The organism is Synechococcus sp. MIT S9509 (genome assembly GCF_047303035.1).
Classification (GTDB): domain Bacteria; phylum Cyanobacteriota; class Cyanobacteriia; order PCC-6307; family Cyanobiaceae; genus Synechococcus_C.
In genome coordinates this window covers 165497-186482 of record NZ_CP138940.1, presented here as the reverse complement: position 1 = coordinate 186482, position 20986 = coordinate 165497, and the positions used below count along the sequence as shown (strand labels likewise).

At 60.4% G+C, this 20986-nt stretch carries 20 protein-coding genes; 7 read left to right on the top strand and 13 right to left on the bottom strand.

Annotation, left to right across the window (positions count from 1 at the left end; translation table 11 throughout):
* Positions 1–57: 57 nt before the first annotated feature.
* Complete coding sequence (locus SIB73_RS01005; protein WP_413403628.1) at positions 58–576, top strand: hypothetical protein; 519 nt, start codon at positions 58–60, stop codon at positions 574–576.
* Between the two features lie 239 nt (positions 577–815).
* Here SIB73_RS01005 and SIB73_RS01000 read toward each other — a convergent pair whose 3' ends face one another.
* From SIB73_RS01000 to SIB73_RS00975, 6 genes are all read right to left on the bottom strand, one after another.
* The gene (locus SIB73_RS01000; protein WP_413403630.1) at positions 816–2219 is read right to left on the bottom strand and encodes a sugar porter family MFS transporter; all 1404 of its coding nucleotides are present in this window, start codon (positions 2217–2219) and stop codon (positions 816–818) included.
* Positions 2220–2359: 140 nt separating this feature from the next.
* Positions 2360–3115, bottom strand: coding sequence for a Bax inhibitor-1 family protein (locus SIB73_RS00995; RefSeq protein WP_413403631.1), 756 nt, complete (start codon positions 3113–3115; stop codon positions 2360–2362).
* Between the two features lie 52 nt (positions 3116–3167).
* Complete coding sequence (locus SIB73_RS00990) at positions 3168–4199, bottom strand: PhoH family protein (RefSeq protein ID WP_413403632.1); 1032 nt, start codon at positions 4197–4199, stop codon at positions 3168–3170.
* Positions 4200–4207: 8 nt separating this feature from the next.
* A complete protein-coding gene (gene rpsP, locus SIB73_RS00985) occupies positions 4208–4591 on the bottom strand; it encodes a 30S ribosomal protein S16 (protein ID WP_413403633.1) in 384 nt (127 codons plus the stop codon).
* A 77-nt stretch (positions 4592–4668) separates the two neighbouring features.
* On the bottom strand, positions 4669–6126 hold the full coding sequence (gene ffh, locus SIB73_RS00980; RefSeq protein WP_413403634.1) for a signal recognition particle protein: 1458 nt from the start codon (positions 6124–6126) through the stop codon (positions 4669–4671).
* An 87-nt stretch (positions 6127–6213) separates the two neighbouring features.
* The gene (locus tag SIB73_RS00975) at positions 6214–8391 is read right to left on the bottom strand and encodes an IMS domain-containing protein (RefSeq protein WP_413403635.1); all 2178 of its coding nucleotides are present in this window, start codon (positions 8389–8391) and stop codon (positions 6214–6216) included.
* A gap of 46 nt (positions 8392–8437) precedes the next feature.
* On the opposite strand from SIB73_RS00975, the gene pdhA reads away from it, so the two are divergent.
* On the top strand, positions 8438–9541 hold the full coding sequence (pdhA, locus tag SIB73_RS00970) for a pyruvate dehydrogenase (acetyl-transferring) E1 component subunit alpha (protein WP_413403636.1): 1104 nt from the start codon (positions 8438–8440) through the stop codon (positions 9539–9541).
* Positions 9542–9552: 11 nt separating this feature from the next.
* Here pdhA and SIB73_RS00965 read toward each other — a convergent pair whose 3' ends face one another.
* From SIB73_RS00965 to SIB73_RS00955, 3 genes are all read right to left on the bottom strand, one after another.
* Positions 9553–10467 carry a histone deacetylase gene (locus SIB73_RS00965; RefSeq protein ID WP_413403637.1) on the bottom strand — a complete coding sequence of 305 codons (915 nt, stop codon included), beginning with the start codon at positions 10465–10467 and terminating at the stop codon, positions 9553–9555.
* A gap of 30 nt (positions 10468–10497) precedes the next feature.
* Complete coding sequence (locus tag SIB73_RS00960) at positions 10498–11439, bottom strand: RpoD/SigA family RNA polymerase sigma factor (protein WP_413403638.1); 942 nt, start codon at positions 11437–11439, stop codon at positions 10498–10500.
* 153 nt (positions 11440–11592) lie between these two features.
* Positions 11593–13164, bottom strand: a complete 1572-nt coding sequence (locus SIB73_RS00955; RefSeq protein WP_413403639.1) for an NAD(P)H-hydrate dehydratase — start codon at positions 13162–13164, stop codon at positions 11593–11595.
* A 40-nt stretch (positions 13165–13204) separates the two neighbouring features.
* On the opposite strand from SIB73_RS00955, the gene mnmA reads away from it, so the two are divergent.
* Entirely contained in the window at positions 13205–14368 is a 1164-nt protein-coding gene (gene mnmA / locus SIB73_RS00950) for a tRNA 2-thiouridine(34) synthase MnmA (protein ID WP_413403640.1), read from the top strand.
* Here the strand turns inward: mnmA and SIB73_RS00945 are convergent.
* The gene (locus SIB73_RS00945; RefSeq protein ID WP_413406538.1) at positions 14298–15815 is read right to left on the bottom strand and encodes an apolipoprotein N-acyltransferase; all 1518 of its coding nucleotides are present in this window, start codon (positions 15813–15815) and stop codon (positions 14298–14300) included. The two genes, mnmA and SIB73_RS00945, sit on opposite strands and share 71 nt — an antisense overlap.
* Positions 15816–15869: 54 nt before the next feature.
* Here SIB73_RS00945 and SIB73_RS00940 point away from each other — a divergent pair, with 54 nt between their 5' ends.
* The 4 genes from SIB73_RS00940 to sodX are packed head-to-tail and all read left to right on the top strand — an operon-like array spanning position 15870 to position 17758.
* Positions 15870–16199 carry a phasin family protein gene (locus tag SIB73_RS00940; protein ID WP_413403641.1) on the top strand — a complete coding sequence of 110 codons (330 nt, stop codon included), beginning with the start codon at positions 15870–15872 and terminating at the stop codon, positions 16197–16199.
* A gap of 35 nt (positions 16200–16234) precedes the next feature.
* Positions 16235–16837, top strand: a complete 603-nt coding sequence (locus SIB73_RS00935; RefSeq protein ID WP_413406540.1) for an FKBP-type peptidyl-prolyl cis-trans isomerase — start codon at positions 16235–16237, stop codon at positions 16835–16837.
* Positions 16838–16880: 43 nt separating this feature from the next.
* Positions 16881–17354 carry a superoxide dismutase, Ni gene (sodN, locus tag SIB73_RS00930; protein WP_413403642.1) on the top strand — a complete coding sequence of 158 codons (474 nt, stop codon included), beginning with the start codon at positions 16881–16883 and terminating at the stop codon, positions 17352–17354.
* 26 nt (positions 17355–17380) lie between these two features.
* Positions 17381–17758 carry a nickel-type superoxide dismutase maturation protease gene (gene sodX / locus SIB73_RS00925; RefSeq protein WP_413403643.1) on the top strand — a complete coding sequence of 126 codons (378 nt, stop codon included), beginning with the start codon at positions 17381–17383 and terminating at the stop codon, positions 17756–17758.
* Position 17759: 1 nt separating this feature from the next.
* Here sodX and trpC read toward each other — a convergent pair whose 3' ends face one another.
* Genes trpC through SIB73_RS00910 form a run of 3 tightly spaced genes read right to left on the bottom strand, consistent with a single transcriptional unit; the run spans position 17760 to position 20986 of the window.
* Positions 17760–18644: an indole-3-glycerol phosphate synthase TrpC gene (gene trpC, locus SIB73_RS00920; protein WP_413403644.1), complete on the bottom strand. Its 885-nt coding sequence runs from the start codon at positions 18642–18644 to the stop codon at positions 17760–17762.
* Positions 18645–18665: 21 nt separating this feature from the next.
* On the bottom strand, positions 18666–20114 hold the full coding sequence (gene lpdA, locus SIB73_RS00915; RefSeq protein ID WP_413403645.1) for a dihydrolipoyl dehydrogenase: 1449 nt from the start codon (positions 20112–20114) through the stop codon (positions 18666–18668).
* Positions 20111–20986 carry a TrmH family RNA methyltransferase gene (locus SIB73_RS00910; RefSeq protein WP_413403646.1) on the bottom strand — a complete coding sequence of 292 codons (876 nt, stop codon included), beginning with the start codon at positions 20984–20986 and terminating at the stop codon, positions 20111–20113. Before SIB73_RS00910 ends, lpdA begins: the two co-directional genes overlap by 4 nt.

Genomic DNA, 20986 nt, shown 5'->3' with positions numbered 1-20986 from the left:
CATCGCCTGCAGTCGGCAACCTGCCCATAGGCTTGTGGTCCCAGTCAGTTGCTGCTCATGACCCAGCGAGAACCGAGCTTCCAGGAAGCCATGGAGATCGCCGCCGGCTGGATGAAGCAATGGGACCTGGACGAAATCAGCGATGAAGTAATGGCTGACCGGGTCGGAGCACTCGTGGCCAGCCGTGATGGAGCCAGAGGCTTCTTCGTGGTGAGTCTTGCCGGTGACAGCGCCCTGATGGACAGGCTTCCGGATGCGTTGGTGATCAAATTGCGCGAGGCTGGAGACAGTGTTGTGGATCTCACTGCACGCAATCTCGCCATGAGCGCAGCCATGGCTGTGCACCACCGCAACAACAACGACGACGAGCAGGCAGCCGGTTCAGAGCGGGTGAATCAACGCTGCTCGGAACTTCTGCGTCAGCTTGATTCCCATCGCGTCAAGGACCGACTGGAGGTACTGCTGGAAGCAGCGCACCACAGTCGCGGCGAGGATCTGGCCTTTCTGGAGCGCTGGGGTTACGACGATCACCAGAAACGAGCCATCGGCGATGCCGTCCAGGCCGTTGCAGAGTGACTCCCTGCAGCACAAAACCCGAACAATGCAAGGGGGGATGGCGGGTGCCCACCAGATCTAGTGTGACGAACCATGAAGAATCCGCTTGCGACACTATTAGAGCATTCTGAAGTTGAGACAACTTCCGTCGCACCCTGATTACTGTTAACGCCATCGGCCGGGTGATGGGGATCAACCGATGTCGATGCCCCGGAGATAATCCGGGGTTTTTTATTGGCCGAAGCAGGTTGACCAACGCTTCAAGCCATCTCCTCCAGCTCCTTGCCTCGCGTCTCCCTGACCAGGAACAGCACGAAGAAGAAGGAGATGGCAGCCGCTGTGGCATAGAGGCCGTAGGCGAGAGCTGGTCCTGAAGACTTCAGCAACATCGGGAAGGTGGTGGAGATCAGGAAGTTCGCGAGCCAGTTCACCGTGGCCGACAATCCCAGCGCGATCGCCCTGATGCGGTTGTTGAACATCTCACCGAGCAGGACCCACATCACAGGTCCCCAGGAGAACCCAAAGGCAAACACGAACACATTCGCTGCAATGAGCGCGAGCCAGGAGGAGACTCCGGTCAACTGAGGCATGCCAGCCACCACCGGGGCTCCGGAGAACGTCGAGCTCATCAGCCCCAGGCTGATCGTCATCACCACCGAACCAAGCAGCAGCAGTGGCCTTCGCCCGAGGCGGTCGATGGTGGCGATGGCCAGAAACGTGGTCACCACATTGGTCACCGCCGTGATCACGCTGACGCTGAGGCTGTCGGTGGTGCTGAAACCAACCGACTGCCACAGATCACTGGAGTAGTAGAAGATCACATTGATGCCAACCAGCTGCTGGAAGATCGCCAGCAGGACACCAGTCCACACGATCGGTAACAGACCGGATCGGCGGCTGAACAGTTCCCTGATCGAGCCACCGCCGCCCTCTCCCTGGCTGGTCTGAATGCGGTCGATCACGGTCTCGGGTGATTCACCGATCGTGCGAGAGATCACCGTTCTCGCCTGATCCAGATCACCGATCCGCACCAGATAGCGAGGACTTTCGGGAATCCGCAACACGAGAAATCCATACAACAGAGCAGGAACCACCTCAGCCATCAACATCCAGCGCCAGGCCGCCATCGGACCCAGCTGAGACATGGGGTCCTGATCGGGAGTGGCCAGGACAATCAGATAGTTGAACAGCAGTGAGAGAAAAATCCCCAGCACAATCGCCAGCTGCTGGAGAGATCCGGTGCGCCCTCGCATCGACGCTGGAGAGATTTCAGCGATGTAGGCCGGAGCGAGCACACTGGCGAAGCCCACGGCCACTCCACCGAGCACACGCCAGACCACAAGGTCCATCAAGTTCGGTGCCAGAGCCGAACCGACTGAACTGAGAAGAAACAGCACGGCTGCCAGCAGCATGCTGGGTCGACGCCCGATGCGGTCCGCCAGCCATCCTGCCCCGATCGCTCCGGCCGCAGACCCCAGCAGGGCCGATGACACGGTGAATCCCAGCACTGACGCCGAGATCTGAAACGTTGCCTCAATGGATGAGACCGCACCGTTGATCACGGCCGTGTCGTAGCCGAACAGGAAGCCACCCAGGGCCGCGCTGATCGCAATGCTCAGGATCGTGAAAACCCGCTGTTGATCGGCTTCAGTGCGATGTTGCATGCCCGTAGGAGAACATCAATGATCTCAATTCAGCGAAAGATTCTGTTGTTGTCCGGTGAATGTCACACCCTGAGATATCGGACATCAAAAAACCCCGGTTGTTGCCGGGGTTTCTCTGTAATTAATTCAAAGGCTCTGAATCAGTCGCGTCGATCACCACCCTGAATGGCAATGATCAAACGCAGAATGAACACGAAGAGATTGATGTAGGTGAGATACATCCCCAGAGCGCCTGCCAGATACTGATCATCCCGGTAGGTGCGAGGCATCGTGTAGAAGTCAACGAAGGCCATTCCCACGAAAAGGACCGTTCCAAAGCCGGCAATCATCAATTCAAAAGTGCCCTGCTGGAACATCGCCGGTGCGAAGAATCCACCGATGAATTGCACCACCATGGCAATGATCAAGCCGATGAGGCCAAGACCAACAACTCCGGACAGGGCCTGACCCACGCTGTCACTCATGTTTTTGCCGACAACCGAGGCGATCACAAAGGTCAACCCTGTCGCGATGACAGCCGTCGCAATCGAACCCATGCCCGCAACCTGATAAGCGAGCCCAACAATTCCGCTGAGTGTGAAGCCGGTAAGCAGACTGAAGGCCGAAAGCAGCGGCAGAGCCTTGGCGTTGTTGGCGTTATTGGCGGCGCTACTTGCCAGGAAGAAAAGAACAATCTCCCCAATGAAGGCAGCAATAAACAGAGGGAAGAACAGAGGGCTGCCCGCCTGACCGATGGCGGGCATGGGCTGCATTGAGAGACCACCGAGGACCCCCAGAGCGGTCAACACCATGCCACCACCCACATAAGGGAGTGCTTTATTGACCACATTGGGGCCAATCAGCGCACTGGACTGGGCCTCGCGGATGGCGTTTTGGAAATTGCTGCTGGCTGGCATATCACCCCAGATCACTGTCCATATCTTGCCAGTTTCAACCAGGTTGTGGTTTTCAGCCCGGTGCGGATCTCCCCATCGAACGCCGCATCGGTCTTGCCTCCCGACGGGGATGGCTCTTGTCTCGCCGTGCGTAGGCATCCACCACTCGCTGCACCAGCGGATGACGGACCACATCAGCCGATGTGAGACGGCATACGGCCACACCCTCAACCCCATCCAGCACCTCTGAAGCTTCCACCAGACCGCTGAGCTGGCCTGGTGGTAGATCCACCTGGGTGATGTCTCCAGTCACCACCATGCGGGAACGCTCCCCGAGACGGGTCAGCACCATGCGCATCTGGGCAGGCGTGGTGTTCTGTGCCTCATCGAGGATCACAAAGGATTCCGCCAGGGTTCTGCCGCGCATGTAGGCCAGGGGGGCCACCTCAATCACCCCTTTTTCCAGCAATGCTGCTGTTTTCTCCTGTCCGAGCAGCATGTGCAGAGCGTCGTAGAGCGGACGCAAATAGGGATCCACTTTCTGCTGAAGATCACCGGGCAGAAACCCCAGACGTTCGCCAGCTTCCACTGCCGGCCTGGTCAACACCAGCCGCTCCACCCTGCGCTCGGTGAGCATGCGGACGGCGAGAACTGTTGCCAGAAAGGTTTTACCGGTGCCGGCTGGACCCAGCGCGAAGGTGAGGTCATGCCGCTCCATCGACTCCACATACGCCTTCTGGCGCAAGGTGCGTGGACGAAGCAGACTGCCGCGCTGATTGCGCGCCAGCACCTGCTGGCCCATGGCCTCATGTTCTTGATTGCGACCGGTGTCCAGTGCCTGGAGCGCCGACTGCAGGTCCACCGGTGAAATCGATTCACCCTCCTGCCAGAACTTGCGAAGCAGCTCAACGACAGCGGCGGTGCGCTCCAGCTGATTTGGCCGGCCGCTGATCTCGAGCTGCAATCCACGCAGAACAAGCTTGGTGCCTGTCAAAGCCTCCAGTTGTCGCAGGGTTGCTGAAGAAGGGCCACCCGCTAGAGCAAGGGCGGCTTCGGCATGCGGCAGATCGAAGACGAAGCGACCAGGTGAGGTTGCTTCGGACATGCTGTCAATCAGCCTTCCGCACCGGCGGCTTCATCACCCGCTGTCTGCGCAGAGGCAGCTTTGGCCTCTGCAGCATCCTTGGCTGCCTGTTTGGCGTCGGCTTCGCGCTTGAGAGCCTGTTTGGCCTTGCCGACCACTTCTGCAGGTCGGATCTTCTTCTCAATCAGGCCGCCCTTTTCAAGCAAGGTGCGAACGACGTCGGTGGGTTGAGCTCCCTGGCTCAGACGTTCACGCAGAGCTTCGGCATCAAGGCGGGTCTCCTTGGTGCGAGGGTTGTAGTACCCCAGCTCCTGAAGAGGACGGCCGTCACGTCGCGAGGTGCTGTTGCAGGCCACGAGGCGGAAGCTGGCTTCCCGCTTCTTACCGAACCGCTTCAGGCGGAGCTTGATCATCGTGGCGCTGGCTGTGGGTTTGAACTGTTCGGCGCAGCTGAAAGTCGCGCCAAAGGACCAACTTAACCTGCCGCCGGTCAGAGATCGCCGAAGCCCTTCTTCTTCTTGACCGGGCGCTGTCGGCGAGGCGGTCCACCGCCACGACCGGCCGGCATGCCACCTGGCATCCCCGGCATTCCGCCTCCACCCATTCCAGGGAATCCGCCCATCCCCGGCATGCCGCCCATACCTGGCATCTGGCCCTGAGACATCTGCTGCATGAAACCGCGCATCTTCTGAAAGTCGGCCAGCACTTTGTCGACGTCGGCGGGCTGATGGCCGCTGCCACGGGCGATGCGGCGTCGACGGGAAGGCTCGCCGGCAAGCAGGTCGGGATTCTCCCTCTCCTGCTGCGTCATCGAACCGATCATCGCTTCGATCTTCTTGAGCTGCTGCTCCCCCTGCTTGAGCATGCCGTCATCGATCTTGTTCATGCCCGGGATCATCTTCATCAATCCGCCAAGCGATCCCATGCGCTTGATCAGGCGCATCTGCTTCACGAAATCCGAGAAATCAAACGTGGCCTCCTGCAGCTTTTTCTGCATCTGCTCGACGTCAGCGAGCTCCACCTCCTTCTGAGCTTTCTCCACAAGGGTGAGCACATCCCCCATACCGAGGATGCGACTGGCCATCCGTTCGGGATGGAAAGGCTGCAGGGCCTCCACCTTTTCTCCCGTACCGATGAACTTGATCGGTTGCCCGCTCACCTTGCGGATCGAAAGAGCGGCACCGCCGCGGGAATCACCGTCGAGCTTGGTCAGCACCGCTCCGGTGATCCCCACCTGGTCGTGGAAGGCCCGGGTGAGATCAGCCGCTTCCTGACCGATCATCGAATCGACGACGAGCAGCACTTCATCCGGCTGCACGGCGGTGCGGATCCGCACCATCTCCTCCATCATGTCGGTGTCGATCTGAAGGCGACCGGCGGTGTCGACCAGCAGCGTGTCGAAGCCTTCCTGCCTGGCCTTGGCAAGACCTGCCGCCGCGATGTCTTCGGGTTTGGCATCAGCACCAAGACTGAACACCTCAACTCCGATCTGTGCGCCGAGCGTTTTCAGCTGATCGATGGCGGCGGGACGGTACACATCAGCACCGACCATCAGCGCACGCCTGCCCTGGTCCTTGAGGTGGAGTCCGAGCTTGGCCGTCGCAGTGGTCTTGCCTGCGCCCTGCAGACCCGCCATCAGCACCACCGTGGGAGCCTGCTCCGCCTGCGCAAGAGGAGCGTTGTCACCACCCATCACCTCCACCAGCTGGTCATGCACCACCTGAATGAACTTCTGGTCTGGACTGACCCCGCGCACCACCTCCGCGCCTACGGCCTTTTCGCGCACCTCGGCGACAAAATCCTTGACAACCGGCAGACTTACGTCCGCTTCCAGCAGAGCCCGGCGCACATCCTTGAGCGCGCCGTCCACATTGGTGTCGCTGATCTGATCCTGGCCTCTCAGCCCCTTGACCGCGTCTTCAAAGCGGGCTGACAGCTCATCGAACATCGGCCGGGCATCAGTTTCAATCCACTGATCGTAAAAGTGGCAGGGACTGGAGGTGCAATCCGGATCTCCGCAACGCTGATCGGTCGATCAGACCGGTGCATAGGCCTGCAGACGCCAGCCGTCCTCATCCCTGCCGAGGATGTACTTCACCTTGATCGACTGTGGCGCGGTGCTGTTCACCACCGTTCCAGCAGCATTGACCGTCTCGTCGCTGTAATCCACATCGGCACGCAGCTCGATGCGATTCGGCGTACGGCTGATCACCCTCATGAAATCCACTGAGGCTTCAACCTTTTGGGTCAGCCCCGCTGACTGATCGTCAGCTCTCTGCAGACCCACCTGCTGGATCAGACCGGCCCGGGCGATGGGCTGAAGTTGTTCATCTGCGGTGCCCTTTCCGCCCAGAACAGAGGCTTTGCGATCCAGCCAGGCCTGAAGCAGAGCTTCCAGCTGAGCTTCGGAGGGACTTTCAGAACGAAGCACCGGATCTGCTTCCGACGCAGTGGCGGCAACGGGCTCCGGATCAGGCTCCTGTACGGGTTCAGGCACTGCATCTACAGCCGCAGTTTCCGTTGAGTCCTCTGTGGAATCCTGCTCTGATCCCTGCTGCAGCGTTTCTGCAGCAGGCTGTTTCGCCGGAGCATCGATCGATGGCTCACCAGCCAGCTGGGGCTGTTCGGCTTCACGACGAAGACCGACGACACTGAAGACGCCGATCACCACCACCACAGCGAGAAACACCCCGGACCCGATCCAAGTGGAACGGCTGGGTTGGGGCAGATCAGGCCATTGCATCTCAGGCCATCGCAGCTGCGGCATGGACGGAAGCGAGGGACGAGGCAGCGCCGGCCATGCAAAACCGGAGGCTGCCTCAACATCGTCGTCGTGCTCCGGTTCATCGCGCCTGGACCCGGACTCCACCGTGGGCAGCGGCAACGGCAGTGTTCCGTCGGGATCCACGGTCAGAGACGGCAAGTCATCCAGGGACCAGTCCCCGGGCTGCTCCTGACGCTCCAACCTCTCGACATAGGCCTGAACATCGCGATCGGCGAACCAGGCCTCAAGATCGATGGCTTGAGCATCGACATCCCGATACCCAGGTAGAACGTCCCTTCCCAGCCAGGTGCGGCAGTAATCACAGAGCGCTGCCAGAGCATCTCCGGGATGGGCTGACAACCAGGTCTTCAGGGCCGGATCAGGGCTGCTTGCAAAGTGTCGCTCGGCCCGATCCACATCACCGAGAAGCAGATCAAGACATCCCTGCAGAGGCAGGGTGTCGAGACCCTCCAGATTCAGGTCCTGGAGTCGGGCGCGGGCGTCGTGAACCCGTTCGGGCTTGCGCTGGGAAAAACCGGCAGCCGCAAGGGCCATCACAACCAGGAAGGAGGCATCAGCCGAGCCGGCCTCCTGCAGGCGTCGGTAGAGATCCACCTGTTCCTGCACGGTCAGGAAGCGACGAATCTGCTGAAAGAACAGTTCAAAGGCACCCTGGTCCATCCCCGCGGGCAGGTCAGCGGTCTGCAGCCCTTCAAGCGCGCTCCCCTCGAGTCCGCCCCGGTCACTGATGAAGCTCTCCAGCATCATCAAGCCCTCCTGACGTGCCGATTGTTCCGCCAGATCACGACTGAGCAGATCGAGGATTCGGAACGGTCTGAGCCTGGAGAGATCGGTTTCCAGGACCTGTCTCTTCTCCGGAAGCTTGCCCATCCGCTGCAGCAGCTGCATGCCCTCCTGAAGCAGGTTGGCTGCTGACTCGTAGCGGCGCTGCTCCTGATCCTGGTCTGCAGCATCTCGAGCGGCAAGAGCCGCCAGCAATGCCAGGTCCGACTCCCTGCCACTGCCCAGAGCAGGAGCCTGAGGCGGCTGCAGGGCCTGACGGGCCAGCTGGAAGGCCTCGTGAGGCGCATGCGCCTCCCAGAGAAGCATCAGGCCAGCAACTTCCAGATTGGAAGAGAGTTCCAGACCGGCCATCTCCCCCGGATGATCCTGGCTGAGCTCCAGCAGCATCGCTTCGTAAGGCCCCCGGCGCTCCGGATCGGTGAGCAGGTCAGCGGACAACCGGAGCAGCTCAGCCCTCTGATTGAGTGACTCGTGGGTGAATCCCTGAGCAGGACAACGATCAAGACGCAGCTGAAGTGCGCGCAACACGGCATCAGGTTCAGCCGATGGACTAACCCCCAGCAGACGGAAATGGTCGATGGGAAGGTCCACCAGCGTTGCAGCTATTGGCAGCAGACTGTAGGCAGTGTCAGGGATTTTGCCCATCCATCCGCCATGGACCCTTAAAGTCGGTGGTCAAACAGGTGGTGCCATGGGTCAGGACATCGCAATCGGCACGGAGTCGCGCAGCGCCTCCACCACCGACGGACAGTCTCTGCTTGGTGCACATGCGGAACGGCTCTCGACCCTGGTGACAGCTCAGAGAGCCAGCGTCGACCGGGACACCGGACTGGCGCTTTACCGCGACATGACCCTCGGACGACGCTTCGAGGACAAGTGCGCGGAGATGTACTACCGCGGCAAGATGTTTGGCTTCGTGCACCTCTACAACGGTCAGGAGGCCGTGAGCACGGGAGTGATCGGCGCCATGAAGCGTCAACACGACTGGTTCTGCAGCACCTACCGCGATCACGTCCACGCCCTCAGTGCCGGAGTTCCTGCCCGTGAGGTGATGAGCGAACTCTTCGGCAAGGAAACCGGTTGCAGCAAAGGGCGCGGAGGCTCGATGCACCTGTTTTCAAGAGAGCACCACCTGCTGGGCGGTTTCGCCTTCATCGGGGAAGGCATTCCGGTTGCCCTGGGTGCAGCCTTCACCAGCCGCTACAAGCGGGATGCCCTGGGCGACTCCAGCAGCAATTCCGTCACCGCGGCATTCTTCGGCGACGGAACCTGCAACAACGGGCAGTTCTTCGAGTGCCTGAACATGGCCCAGCTCTGGAAGCTGCCGATCATTTTCGTGGTGGAGAACAACAAATGGGCCATCGGCATGGCCCATGACCGTGCCACCAGCGATCCGGAGATCTGGCGCAAGGCCGGTTCTTTCGGAATGGCCGGAGAAGAGGTCGACGGCATGGACGTCCTGGCTGTTCGGGCCGCAGCCCAGCGGGCCGTCGAACGTGCACGGGCGGGAGAAGGCCCCACGGTGCTCGAATGCCTCACGTATCGCTTCCGGGGCCATTCACTGGCCGACCCGGATGAGCTGCGTGCGGAAGAGGAAAAACAGTTCTGGGCCAAACGCGATCCTCTGAAAGCCCTTGAACGCGATCTCGTCGGTTCCGGGCTGACCAGCAGTGAAGACCTGCGAGCAATTGAGAAGGAGATCGATGGCATCGTGCAGGACTGCGTCGACTTCGCCCTCAGTGCACCTGAGCCGGATGGCTCTGAACTGACCCGTTACATCTGGGCGGAAGACTGATGACAGGCTGATCAGAGCCCATGCAACCGGGCCTGGTCAGCTGCTGCCCTGAACACCAGCGCATGTCGTTTCACAAGAGGCGTCATCGCGTCGTACCCACCGCCAATCACCGTGGCAATAGGGATGTTTCGACGCAAACAGGACTCCAGCACCAGGTGATCCCTCTGCAGAAGCCCGACATCCGTTAATGCCAGTCGTCCCAGCCGGTCATCCCGGTGAGGGTCAACACCGGCGTTGTAGAGAACGAGCTGTGGATTCAGCCTGTCCAGCAGGTCGGGCAGATGGTCGCCGATCAAGGCGAGGTAATCCTGATCCTCCACCCCATCAGCGATCGGCAGGTCCAGATCACTGTTCTGCTTGCGAGCAGGAAAATTGGACGCGGCATGCGCTGAAAACGTGAACACCCGAGGCTCGTGCTGAAAGATCAGCGCGGTGGCATCGCCCTGATGCACGTCGAGATCCACCACCATGATTCGCGTAAGACCTTCCTGCTCAAGAAGCACACGGGCACAGATCGCTAGATCGTTGAAAATGCAGAATCCACTGCCATAACCAGGGAAGGCATGGTGGGTTCCACCGGCGAGGTGGCAGGCCAGGCCATGCTGCAGAGCTAATCGAGCTGTGAGCAGCGAACCACCGACGGCAAGAAATGTGCGCTGTACGAGAGGTGGAGTGGCAGGAAGCCCGATACGTCTCTGGGCCTGGCGATCCAGCTGGTCCCTCGCAAACGCCTCGTGATAAGCGCGGTCATGAACCAGTTCCAGCCATCGACGAGGCACTGGAAGCGGTCGATGCAACTGTTCGTCACAAGCCAGTCCTGTCTCTCTGAGACAACTGTTGAGCAAACGGAACTTTGCCATCGGAAATCGATGACTGCTTGGCAATGGAGCGCTGTAAAGCTCGTGGTAGACGAGCGGTGGTTTCAACGAGTCAAAGGTCTACTGAACTCTGAGCAATCAGAAGCTGGGTGCCACTCGGCGGGTGAGATTACGCAGTTTGCGCAAGGCCTTCAGTTCCACCTGACGGACACGTTCACGGGAGACATCGAGCAGACGACCGATTTCAGCCAATGTGTGGCGCTCATTGCCGTTGAGACCGAAACGGAGCGTGAGAACGTGCTGTTCCTGTTCACTGAGATGGCTCATCCAGCGCCCGAGCTGTTCGTGATGGATTCGCTGCTCAATCTTGTCGAGAGGCTCTCCCAGTGAAGAGTCAGCAATCAGGTCACCAAGGAAGCTGCGACCCTCTTCCCCATTCACCGGCGCATCGAGGCTGCTGGTGGTGAGAGCCTGTCTCAGCAGAGAGTCAAGCTCTGCAACGGGCATATCCATCGCTTCAGCAATCTCCAGCCGGCTTGGCATGGCACCAAGCTTGTGGGCCAGATCCAGGCTCACCTTGCGAATGGTGGTGAGACGTTCACTCAGATGCACCGGCAAGCGAATCGTGCGTGACTGACAGGCAATGGCACGCGTCATGCTCTGACGGATCCACCAGAAGGCGTACGTCGAGAACTTGTAACCACGGGTGGGGTCAAATTTCTCGACAGCTCGCTCAAGCCCGAGCGAACCCTCCTGAATCAGATCGAGAAGTTCAAGACCTTTTCCCTGATATTTCTTGGCAACACTGACAACCAGGCGCAGATTCGCTTTCATCATGCGCTGTTTTGCCCGCAGACCAACGCGAATAATTCTCTTTTGCTTGCCCGTGAACGTTTCACTGTCGGAAGGAATCGTTCCATCCTCGGTGAGTTGCATCAGCTGCTGAACCTGATTACCGAGCTCAATCTCCTCAGCGGGAGTGAGAAGTGGAATCCTGCCGATTGTGGCGAGGTACCAGCTGATCGGATCACTACTTCGTCGTTTCTGGGTTTCTGAAACCCCTGCCGCCGCTGAGACCATGGGGATGGATCTGTGTAGTACAGCGACTGTCCTATGAATTTCTCGATAAACGATGTGTTTTCAGCAACCCTTCAGATTCATGCGTGGAAAACGACACAAACCCCGCGAATCGTGTAAAAAATGTAGAAAAAACGACGCCAATCGAGCCTCGAATCAAGTTCGCAACACGAAACGCGTGAGACTCGCTAATTCATCCGAAATTGCACTTGCATCACTGCTTCGTGAGGATTGTTGAGCAGCGATGGCGTGCAGCAAGACGGATGCGGCGAGGTCCTCGGAGCTGACATCACCCTTGGCCGCCAGGCAGCGCGATCCCCAGCCGGCAGCGTGGCCGGCGAGAAGATCGCCAAGACCCGTGCGTGCCACGGCGGGGTCGGTTTCCGTGAGTTGCCTCACGTCTCCGCCAGGCGAGGCAATCACACTGTGAGCCCCCTTCAGCAACACCACAGCCCCTGAACAATCCGCCGCGGCCGCGGCCTGGTCCAGTGGAGAGTCATGCCAGCAATTGGGAAACAGACGCTCAAATTCAGTGGCATGGGGCGTGATCCAGGTCGGGCCGGATCGTTCCAGCAACCAGCGCCAGCCGTCATCAGCGGCAGCCAGTTGATTGAGGCCATCGGCATCGAGCACCAGCAGACCGGCGAATCTCAGCAGGGATTCCGCCCACTCCAGCCAATGCCCTTGCACCATGCCCAGACCAGGTCCGAGCAAGACGGCATCGAGACGGGTCAGAGCACACCGCTCAAAGGCTTCTCCCCAAACCAGTGATCCTTCGCGATCCGACGGGAGAGCCGATCTCAGAACCACCTCCGGAGCCTGCTGCCAGAGATGCTCCGCAACGCTTTCAGGCAGACAGGCCTCGACACTGCCGGCACCGCTCGCCAGGGCTCCACGCACCGCGAGGTGGGCTGCACCCCGGTAGCGCTCACTGCCAGCGATCAACAACAGACGCCCACGCTGATATTTCATCGCCGCGGGCAACTCCGGCGGCCGCGGCAGATCAGCAAGATCAATGGTCTGAAGGCGCAGCTTGGCTGGTGAGGAGAGCGACTGAGTGAGCGGAACGGGCACCGCAGGATCGATGCGGTGCAGGCGGCCCACATGCTGCAGAGCAGCGTCCTGCACCAGTCCGCGCTTGATCAATCCCACGCAGAGCGTGTCCGAAGCCATGGCGGCGCGTCCCTCGATCGGACAGCCCGTATCGGAATCCAGGCCAGCAGGAAGATCCAGGCTCACCAGGCGGCCGGGGCAATCACGCTGTCTGGTCTGAAGCAGATCGGCCAGATCCGCAGGCAATGGACGCTTCTGACCCAGACCAAACAGCGCCTCGATCCACAGGCCTCGTTCAGCTGGATCAGGGGGGGACTGCACTGCATCAGCACCGAGCCAGAGCAGATGGCGCCAGTGCTGCTGGGTGAGGGGCTGACGCGGTGGCATGGGCGCCCAGACCCGCACATCCACGCCGGCTTCCAGCAGCTTTCTTCCAACCACCAGTCCGTCCCCGCCGTTGTGGCCTGGCCCCACCAGCACCAAGACGCCGGAAGCCAGTAACTCAGAACGCGCCAGAAACCAGTCAGCCATGCGCTGACCCACCGTTTCCATCAGGGCCGCAACCGGCAGTCCAGTGGCCAGCCACTCCCTTTCAAGAGCGAGCATTTGATCGGCGGAGACCAGAAGATGGTCGGCATCAGCGGGTGGCCAGATCACTGCCGGGGACCATGGCACCTCACTATGGAAAGAGATTCCCGTTCATGCCCGCCCATCCATGTCGGCAGCGACGCCCAGCATTGCCGCCACCTCGGCCGGTGCCCAGGCCCTGGCTCGCCTGCAGGCCTGGCCTGGTGAGCACCGAACCGCGGTGGGCCTCTCGGGAGGAGTCGACAGTTCTCTCACCGCTGCCCTGCTGGTGGAGGCGGGCTGGGAAGTGGAAGGGCTGACGCTCTGGCTGATGAGCGGCAAAGGCGCCTGTTGCTCTGAAGGTCTGGTGGATGCGGCAGGAATCTGCGAACAACTGGGCGTGCCCCATCACGTCGTCGATTCACGCGACAACTTTGCGCGCGAAATCGTGGAGGGCTTGATCGAGGGGTATCAAGCTGGAATCACGCCCTTGCCCTGTTCACGCTGCAACCGATCGGTGAAATTCGGTCCGATGCTCGCCTGGGCACGGCAGGAGCGTGGACTTGAGCGTGTTGCCACAGGGCATTACGCCCGCATACGCCTGGATGAACGCACAGGTCGCTGGAAGCTTTTGCGGGGTCTGGACACCCGCAAGGACCAGAGCTATTTCCTTTACGACCTCAATCAGGAGGTGCTTTCCCGAGTGGTGTTTCCTCTGGGCGAACTCACCAAACCCGATACCCGGCTGGAAGCGGGTCGCCATGGGCTGCGCACCGCGGAGAAACCCGAAAGCCAGGACCTCTGCCTTGCCGATCATCACGGCTCGATGCGTGCATTCCTCGACGCCTATCTGCCGCCGCGACAAGGGGAAATCGTGCTTCGCAACGGCAAGGTTGTGGGCAATCACGATGGAATCGAACATTTCACCATCGGTCAGAGAAAGGGACTGGGTGTGGCGTGGAGCGAGCCTTTGCACGTCGTGCGCCTTGACGCGGCGATGAATCGTGTGGTGGTTGCACCCCGGGCCGAGGCAGGCCGCGCTTCCTGTGAGGTGGGTGCGATCAACTGGGTGTCGATCGCACCACCGCCCCCAGGATTCAGCAGCAGGGTGGAAGTGCAGGTTCGCTACCGCAGCGCGCCGGTGATGGCCGATCTCACCTGCATCGAAGCCACTGATGTCGATCAGGCCAGGCAACGCCCCCATCGATGCCAACTCAGATTCGACGAGCCCCAGTTCTCGATCACTCCTGGCCAGGCGGCGGTGTTTTACGAAGGCGAGTCCGTGCTGGGGGGAGGCCTGATCCAGACCTAGCCCTGAGCAGTAGACCAACCGCGACCATCAGCATCAGCCAGAGCGGCCACTCACGCCAGAGCGCATACAGCGTCAAACCATGTGCAGGCTCCGGCCTCACCTGCAGAAGCCCGGGCAGCATGGAGGGAAGCTCCGCCTCAACCACCCCTCTGTCGTCAAGGAGAGCGGTTGGGCCTGTGTTCGCAACCGAGACGAGCGACCTTGCGTTCTCAAGGCTGCGCAGTTGAGCCAGTGCCAGAAACTGTTGTTGCAACAGCAGCGGATAAGGATCGAGATTGGCTGCAGCCAGAATCCATTCCGCGCCATCGGCCACCGCTCTGGCCAGAGCCGTTCCATTACTGATCTCGTAACAGATGGCTACTGCAGCGGGTGGGCCGCCCCATTGCCAGAGCCTGGAGGGCTCACCCGACTGCAGGCCTCCGACCGCCGACAGTCCGGCAAGACCAGGCCAGGTGGGCATCCATTCGCCAACAGGCACCAGGCGGTGCTTGTCGATGCTGTTGGACGGCGCCTGCTTCTCCGAGCTCAGCAGCATCAGCGAACTGCGCTGCTGACCCGCCACAAAGCGGAAACCACCACTGATCAGAGGAATGTCCCCTTCGCGTTCACGCTCAAACTTCAGCGGGAGCGTCCCCTCAGGGGCGATCAACAGCTGAGCACCGGCTTGTTGGGCGCTCTCCAAGGCCCTTTGCAGGCGAAGGGGCAGCTCTGTCTGCCGACGATCGCTGAATTTCTCTCGAGTCGGAATCGCCGGTTGCCAGAGAGCCATCGGCAATGCCGCTTCAGGCTCCCCCGGGCCTTGAGCCACTCCCATCAAGGCCAAAGCACCCAGGCCATGGGCCACCAGCAGGGCCAGAACACCCCGGCGCAGCAGGCTCCAGCGCTGCACTCCATCAACACGCACCACGACCCAGATCTGCCAGAGCCACCAGCCCAGCAACAACTGAACGGTTGCCAGGCCTCCGGCACCGAACCAGGCGGCCAGACCTGCAAGCCAGCGATCAGCCGGCAGAACGCTTCCGCCAACACCGATCCAGAAGAGAGGCCCTCTGGCGAGAAGTGTCTCGCTCAGGCCCCAGATCAGAGACAGAGCCAGTGCCTGCCGCAGGCCGCAACGGCCAGGCAACCAGCGCGCCAACAGGCTCCATCCCCCCACGAGCAGCGCTGCGGCAAGAACACAGGCCAACCAGACCATGAGCGCAAGCGGAAGACTCAAGGGCGCTGGAACCCCTAGCCAGGTCAGCGGATGAAGGGCGATCAGCCAGCGATGGCTGATGCCGACAGCCATCGAGGCCCAGAGCGCTGCTGCCAGTGGTGATCGCACGACCGACCACAGCAGGGCAAGGGCGGGAACCATCCACCAGAGGCCTGAAAAGCAGAGGCCGAGTCCCGCCAGAACACCACCGCTCAGGCCCCTGAGCAACAGCAGGGATCGGTCATTGCCCATGGTCAGCACCATTGGATGCCGTCATCCTGAAATCAGACTGAACTGCGATTCTCGATGGAGACCGCTAATCCCCTCCAGCAATTGCTGCTGCGTGGCCTGGGAACCACAACACTGGTGACCGACCGGCTGCGTTATGTGACCCAGGAATGGGTCAGCAGTGGGCGCCTGGACGCGAGTCATGCCTCCGCACTCGTGGATGACGTCCTGAAGGCTCTGCGCGGCGAGACTCCAGAGCTTGAGCAGCAAATGGGACGCAATCTCGAGCGCAACCGCGACAACCTGCTTCAGGATCTGGGTCTGGCCAGTCAGAAGGAACTTGATGAACTGCGCGGTCGTATCGACCGACTCGAGCAACAGGTTCGCCAGCGTGAGCGACAGGACTGAGCCTGCCAGAATCGACAGGAATGAACGGACCTCCAGTGCGAGACATTCTGATCAGTTCCGCGGTCTGCGTGGCCTGCCTGATCGTGGCTCTTGTGAGTCAGATCGTGGCTCCCTCCACCGTGATCGCTGCAGCGCCGGCAGCGCAGCCGGCCATCGTCAAGACCGCCGGTCTGACCACCGCATCCAGTCCGATGGAACTGGATCCCGATGAGACCAATCCCACCCTTTTCGCCATGGCCCCAGATTCCAACCAAGCCGATGCCTCGGCTCTCGGAGGCCCCATGAGCGCCGACAAAACTCAGATTCTGGCCAGCGGACTTCGTATCACTGACCTTGAAGTCGGCTCCGGGCCTGAGGCCACCGCCGGTCAGACCGTTGTGGTGCATTACCGAGGAACACTGGAGAACGGAAAACAGTTCGATGCCAGCTATGACCGCGGCAAACCCTTCTCCTTCCCCCTGGGACGCGGCCAGGTGATCAAGGGTTGGGATGAAGGTGTCCAGGGCATGAAAGTGGGCGGCAAGCGCAAACTGGTCATCCCGCCTGAACTCGGTTACGGCACGCGCGGAGCCGGCGGCGTGATTCCGCCGAACGCCACTTTGATCTTTGAGGTCGAGTTGCTCGACATCAAGTCTTGAGTGCCAGTTAGGCTGAGAGAACGGTAGTTGACCATCCACCCACATGTTCCGCACGGCACTCTCAGCCATCTTTCGCGCACTACCAGCTGAAGCAGCACAAGCCCACTGCGACGGTCCTTGTGGGGTCTATGACCCGGCTTCAGCGCGAGTTGCAGCGGAAGCTGTTCTTTCGATGACCAAGAAGCTCAAGGCCATCGAGGCTCCAGCGGCAGGCGACGCGGCTGCCCTTGCCACCTACAATAACACGTTTTCCCGCTACGTGGCGATCAAGGAAGAGGAGGCCACCAAGGCCAAGAAAGAGCTGATGATCCTCTGGACGGATTATTTCAAGCCTGATCATCTGGCCACCTTCCCCGATCTGCATGACACATTCTGGAAAGCAGCCAAGCTCTGCAGTGCCTGCAAGGTCAACATCGATCAGGGCAAAGCGGAGGAGCTGATGGCTGCCGTTGAAAAAATCCATGGCATGTTCTGGAAGTCGAAAGGGCGTAACGACGCCTGGGTCACCGCATCCTGAGTGCCTCATCATTTGGGTGAACCCCTGTGAACACCCCACTGCCAGCGGCGGGTCTCAAGGACCTGCTGCTGTTTTTTTTGGGGAGACGAAGACTTTTCCAGGTGGAGGGGAACTCAATGCTGCCGAGTTTTCCCCCCGGACAACGCCTGCTTGTGAAGATGTTGCCGAAAAGCGGCAAATCTCCATCACCCGGAAGTGTGGTGATCTGCCGTCACCCCAATGACACCAATCTGGTGCTCACAAAACGTGTCTGGCAATCGAACGGTGACTGGCTTGAGCTCAGGGGCGATAACCCTGCAGCCAGCACTGACAGCCGACAGTTCGGAAAGGTACCGCTGAACAGTGTGATCGGAGTGGCGACCGCTGTGATTGCTTCGCCTGGGGGAAGATCAGAGCGGCAGTGACTCAGCCGGAGATCAGTGTGCGCAGACCTTGCTCAACATTCTCCTGACGCATCAGTGCTTCTCCCACCAACACCGCGGCAGCACCGGCAGTTTGCACACGATCGAGATCCGCTCGCAGGAACAGACCCGACTCACTCACGAGCAACGCGCCCTGGGCCTTCAAGTCGTTTTCAAACTGTTTGGCCAGTTGCTCTGTGGTGGAGAGGTCGGTCTCAAAACTGGTGAGATCCCTGTTGTTGACTCCAATCAATGGGAAACCACCAAGAGCGAGAACCCGCTGCAGTTCTTGCTCGTCGTGCACTTCCACCAGAACCGTGAGTCCGATCGCCGCGGCCACTTTCTGCAGATAGGTGAGATCCTGATCCGTGAGAATGCCGGCGATCAACAGTGCTGCATCAGCGCCGGCGGCACGTGCCTGATACAGCTGGTGGGGGCTGAGGATGAAGTCTTTGCAGAGCAACGGCACATCCACGGCTTCCCGCACGGCGACCAGCACATCAAAACCACCTTGGAAGAAGGTCTTGTCGGTCAACACAGACAGGCAGCTGGCACCACCGGCCACGTAGGAGCGTGCGATCGCCACGGGATCGAAATCCTCACGAATCACCCCTTTGCTGGGGCTTGCCTTTTTGACCTCAGCGATCACGGCTGGAAGAACCGGAGCCGAACGCAGAGCTCCCAAAAAATCTCTTGAGCCAGGCAGTTCAGCAACACGTGCTTTCAGCTGAGCAAGCGGCATGCGCTGACGCGCGACCTCGATTTCCCGATCCTTCTCCCAGACGATTTTCTCCAGGATGTTGCGAGGCTCACTCTCCTGATGAGGAATTGCATATTCGAGATGAGCGACCTGAACCTTGGGGTTGGGCGGACGACGACGGATCTCCATGTAAGGAATTGCGGGGTGGGATCAGGCAGCGGCAGTGAGGGAGGCGGCGGCTTGCTTGTAAGCCACTTCAACGACTTCGCTGAGGGTCGGGTGGGTATGCACTTCGGTGGCCAGCTGGCGCACACTCTGACGACGGGCCACCGCGTTGGAGACCTCCTGAATCAGATCGGCGGCATGAAGACCGTAAATATGAGCTCCGAGAACCTCACCGGTGAGCTTGTTGAAGAGCAGCTTCATCAGACCATCACTCTCCAGTTCGGCCAGAGCTTTGGAGTTGGCCTTGAAGTAGCTGCGAACCACTCCGAGCTCAAAACCCTGATCGGCTGATTGCTGCTTGGCATCAGCTTCACTGAGACCGACGGAACTGATTTCCGGGTGTGTGAACGTGGCTGCAGGAATACTGCGGTAGTCGATCTCACGGGTGTGGCCAAGGATGTTGTCCACCGCCACCGTGCCCTGAGCAGCGGCGGTGTGGGCCAGCATCAGCTTGCCGGTCACATCACCGACAGCCCACAGGTGAGACACCGGCTGGCCACCGGCAAGAACGCGCATGCCGTCGTCGATGGGGACGAATCCCCTGTTGGTTTCAACACCCAAGGCCTCGAGATTGAGCCCCTTGCTGCTGGGAACACGACCCGTGGCAACCAACACTGCATCGACCTCCAGGGTCTCAACGGGTTCACGGGTCTGCATATCCACCAACTCGATCACAGCGGGTGAGCCTGGCTTGATTGACTTGGCCAGCACGCCGGAGCGGGCATCGATGTCGCGGCTGTCAATCAGCTTGCGAGCGGCAAGCTTGGCGATGTCTGGATCGAAAGTGGGCATCACCCGGTCCAGGGCCTCGATCATGGTCACCTCGCATCCGAGCGCGGTGTACACGTCGGCGAACTCCAGACCGATGTACCCGCTGCCGATAATGGCGATCCAGCGTGGAAGCCATTCCAGGTTCACGGCCTCATCGCTGGTGAACACACTGCGTCCATCCGTTTCGATACCGGGCGGAACGAAAGGATCGGACCCGGTGGCGATAATCACATCACGAGCCGAGAGAGTCCTGTCGACACCACTGATCTCACGGACTCCGACCCTCTGTGAAGCATCCAGACGTCCCTGACCGCGGATGATGGTGACACCAGCCCTCTCAAGGGTCTTGGTGAGGTTGCTGCGGATCGCTGCCACCAGATCATTGGCGTGATCAGCGATTTTCTGACGTTCGAAACGCACGGGTGCGGCATGAATACCGAAACTGGACAGGTGCTTGGCATCGGCAAGTTCCCGCACCCGGCCTGAGGCGGCCAGCAGAGCTTTGGAGGGCACACAACCGCGATTGACGCAGGTTCCGCCCATGTCGCGTGACTCAACGATCGCCACCTTCAGGCCGTGATCAGCGGCATGCTTGGCCGCGTCGAAACCGCCATAACCGGCACCGATCACGATCACATCGAAGTCGAAACTGGCGTCGCTCACCCGGAAAGCTGCATGGAGACAGTCATTGTCGCCCGCCGGCGTTCCAAAAGGAGAGGAACTGCTGCAGAGGCCACGTTGAGGGACTCAACCTGGCTGCTGTGCGGAAGTGTGACCCCGTGGCTGCAGCAGGCCTGCAGCGATGGATGCAGCCCCGCCGCCTCATTGCCGAGCAGCAACACGGTGGGTCGGCACCAATCCAGCTGCCAATAGGGAATCACGGGCATTCCAGCCCCTGAATCAGGCACCAGCGCCGCCACCACCTGAATGCCACGATCACGGGCTGCGTTGAGCATGTCGGTCAACTGCTCAACGCCGACTGCATCGGTGGGACCCAGCCGCTTGAGCGGCAGGCGCAGCACTGCTCCGGCAGCGGATCGCACCACTTTTGGAGCAAGAGGATCAGCGCCGGCCGCAAGCCAGACCTCTTCGACATCGGCTGCCAATGCGGTGCGCAGCAATGTGCCCACATTGCCGGGGTCCTGCACGCGATCGAGCGCCAGCACAAACGAAGGGGCTTCAGCGGACACCGGCAGCCGGGCGATCGGCCACAAACAGGCAACACCGTCGGGGTTAACCGTTGACAGGGCTGCTCTGAGGGCTTCATAAGCCATCGGCTGAAGAGCGATCTGATCCGCCAGCCGATCAATCAGATGCTGATGCGAATTCAGCCAGGCGGGTGTGGCGATCACCTTGACAGGATCGGCGTTCCGTCTTGGCTGCGACAGCAGTTCCTGGACCTGATGGGTTCCTTCAAGCAGGAGATGACCGTCCTGCTGACGTCCCGAGGACGTCGCCAGAGAGCGAAGACGCCGAACAAGGGGATTTCGACGACTGGTGATCAGATCAACGCCCGATCCTTGAACCTCGTTCAC